Annotated in this window: 2 protein-coding genes and 1 tRNA gene; 1 reads left to right on the top strand and 2 read right to left on the bottom strand. The window is 40.6% G+C overall.

Going from position 1 to position 2,894, the window contains the following annotated elements; translation table 11 throughout:
• Positions 1–402 precede the first annotated feature (402 nt).
• Positions 403–1,275, top strand: a complete 873-nt coding sequence (locus B9T16_RS27535) for a DNA adenine methylase (RefSeq protein ID WP_410246274.1) — start codon at positions 403–405, stop codon at positions 1,273–1,275.
• Between the two features lie 783 nt (positions 1,276–2,058).
• Here the strand turns inward: B9T16_RS27535 and B9T16_RS27530 are convergent.
• Positions 2,059–2,131, bottom strand: a tRNA-Met gene (locus B9T16_RS27530).
• 141 nt (positions 2,132–2,272) lie between these two features.
• Positions 2,273–2,894 (bottom strand): M23 family metallopeptidase (locus tag B9T16_RS27525; RefSeq protein WP_410246273.1); only part of this gene is annotated, 622 nt, incomplete at its 5' end.

Raw genomic sequence — 2,894 nt, 5'->3', positions numbered from 1 at the left:
TATATTGCTTAATTAAGATCAAATAATTGAATCACCGCCGTACATCAATTTTTACGCTTCAGTTTCTCCACTAGAAAGGATGAAATGGTTTACACTTCAGTTGTGTAAATTAATATAAATGAACTTGGTAATAGTTGAATGATGATTAATTATTGTCGCRATTATTATCAGTATGTTCATTACGCATACAGGAAACCTAATGATTGAGAGTAGGTTAGACGGTATCCAAAATAGTCTAAATTACTTGATTAGATATGTTAGTGATTCTATGACATCAATAGTATGAAAAAACAGTCAGAAGATAAAAAGCAATCACCCCCTCTTCCAATCAACAGAGATGATATTGATGATGATGGTTGGAGAAAACCTTAACATCAACTATTAATTAATGAAACCACAACAATGAAACCTTTACTAAGTTATTACGGGGGAAAGCAACGAATAGGTTCTAAAATATTGCAATATTTCCCACCACACAAAATATATGTAGAACCTTTTGCCGGTGGAGCTACTTTGTTATTTTTAAAACCATTACCTACCGTAACAAATCAAAGCGATTATAGAGAGTGCATTAACGATACAAGCAACCTTTTAATCAACTTGTATATAGTAGCCAAAAAATACCCTATTAAACTTAATAATGAAATTCAAGCTACATTATATAGTCAATCAGAGCATAATAAGGCAAAAATAATTTGTAAGAATCCAACTAAGTATAGCGATATTGAACTAGCATGGGCTTATTACATCAATATCACTCAAGGATTTACTTATAGATTAAATGCAGGATGGAGTACGTCAAAGATAGGTCGGAGTCCAGCGGCTACGTTTATAGCTAAAAAAACTAGGCTATCTGAAGCGTTGGAAAGGTTAGAAAAGGTTTACATTTCTTGTGAGGATGCAATTAAGTGTATTGAAAGATGGGATTCACCTGATACACTATTCTATTGTGACCCGCCTTATCCCGGTAGTACACAAGGCCACTATAGCGGCTACACGATTAAAGATTGGGCAAAACTATGTCATACATTAGATTGCATAACAGGCAATTACATTGTATCGAATTATCATCAGATGATTGAACCTCAATCATTTACACAAAAAATAGAAATAAATACAGTCATGTCCGCTAGTCACAAGAAAGACGTAAAAAAGAAACGAACTGAAATGTTATGGGTTAAAAGTAACTTAGACGGTTTTAATCAACTTCCTGAGTTAATTAACTCAGAGGTCTATAATTGTTTACTTAATACATGGAGTCAACCTAAACCCTAAACCCTAACACCTAACAGCTACCCCAATCACTTAAATGGCCCCCTATGGTTTCTGACTGTAGGGGTTCATTCATATTATCTGTTTACTAGACTGCATATGCACTCCACTAAATGGTTTATATGAATTCTCACCCCTAATTTACCTACAATAAACACCCTAAGCCAAAACCTTAACCCGTCTATTAGGGGTAATCATCCTGTGCGGAACCCAGTACCCCTATAAATTGGAGACTTGCTGAGGATTATGTAGGTATCGGTTTCGATGGGGAATCAATTCTCTAGGATTATGTAGGTATCAGCGAGAGATAACGAAACAAGTCACCAGTTGAAACGCGTTATGTTGGTAGTGAACTGAATTCAACGGGGTGATGATTAGATAATGCGATCGCATTTTGTTGGTAGTGAGTAGGCTCCTCAATATTTCACTAATAATCTGACTACCCCTATGGGTTTTGAAATTTGAGCCATACCCTCCCCCCATAACCGAAACAAACACTCTTAGGGGTGCGACCGATGTGATAGCAGTCAATGGTTCGTAACGAACCGATAGGCTTGCCATTGACGGGTATCACGAGAGAGTTACCCTATCGGTGTTTGGTTAGGGGGAGATAGTAGGCATTTGACAGATTGATTAAGTTGTGCTTATTGACTGAGTAATCAACCTATTGACAGAATTATTTTCCTGTGCTAGGACTAGATTGTGAGTAATATATGAGTAATTAGGTACGACTATCGGGTTAAAGCAATTCCCGCGATAGTAGTCAGGATAAGGGTTTAAGTTAAATGGCTCTGGCGGGATTTGAACCTGCGACCTTGGGCTTATGAGTCCCCTGCTCTAACCACTGAGCTACAGAGCCTTGTTTCTCAACGATTTATAAATATAGCACGTTTTCCTTATATATGGCAAGCGATCGCCAAAAAAAATTTTCAACCCGTCAAAGGGAAGAACAGACCAGGGGAGCAACCACCTAAGTCCGTTCTTAGCCAAGAATTGATCATTAATCCCTGGACAACAAAGCCATAGGATTGACAGCCCCATTTCCGGTGGGGTGAATTTCAAAGTGCAAGTGAGGACCTGTGCTAAACCCAGTGCTACCCATTTCGGCAATTAGCTGACCCTGGGTAACTCTCTGACCCTTGCTCACCAGAATCCGGTGATTATGAGCATAAAGGGTAACACTGCCATCAGGATGCTCTAATTCGACCAAGTTGCCATAGCCACCGCTGTTCCAACCAGAAAAGATAACCACTCCCGGAGCGGCTGCTAAGATGGGAGTACCCACCGGACCGGCAATATCAATACCTCGGTGCATTCTTCCCCAACGCCAACCGTAGCCGGAGGTTAAAATTCCCTCGGCTGGCCAAATATAGCCAGTAAACCTTGTGGAGCCTCCCGGTAGGTAAGCATCCGGGCCAAGGAGTGGCGGCAAATCCGGGGAAACAATGCGACCCAGGGTAGGGTTATGAAGTGGGTCATAAGCACTAGCCCCCATAGGAGCAGTAGCAACCAATGAGTTGGGGCTATCCTCAGAACCTGGTTCCGGGCGGCGGGAAATCTCTTGAGTAGCCCCGTCTAAGGGATTTTCCCCATAGAGATTCCTTTGATCTTCGTCGGCTCTG

It is taken from the genome of Arthrospira sp. PCC 8006 (genome assembly GCF_046480465.1).
Lineage (GTDB): Bacteria > Cyanobacteriota > Cyanobacteriia > Cyanobacteriales > Microcoleaceae > Limnospira > Limnospira platensis.
Note: the sequence above shows the minus strand (reverse complement) of the source record. Positions and strands in the feature narration are given on the sequence as shown.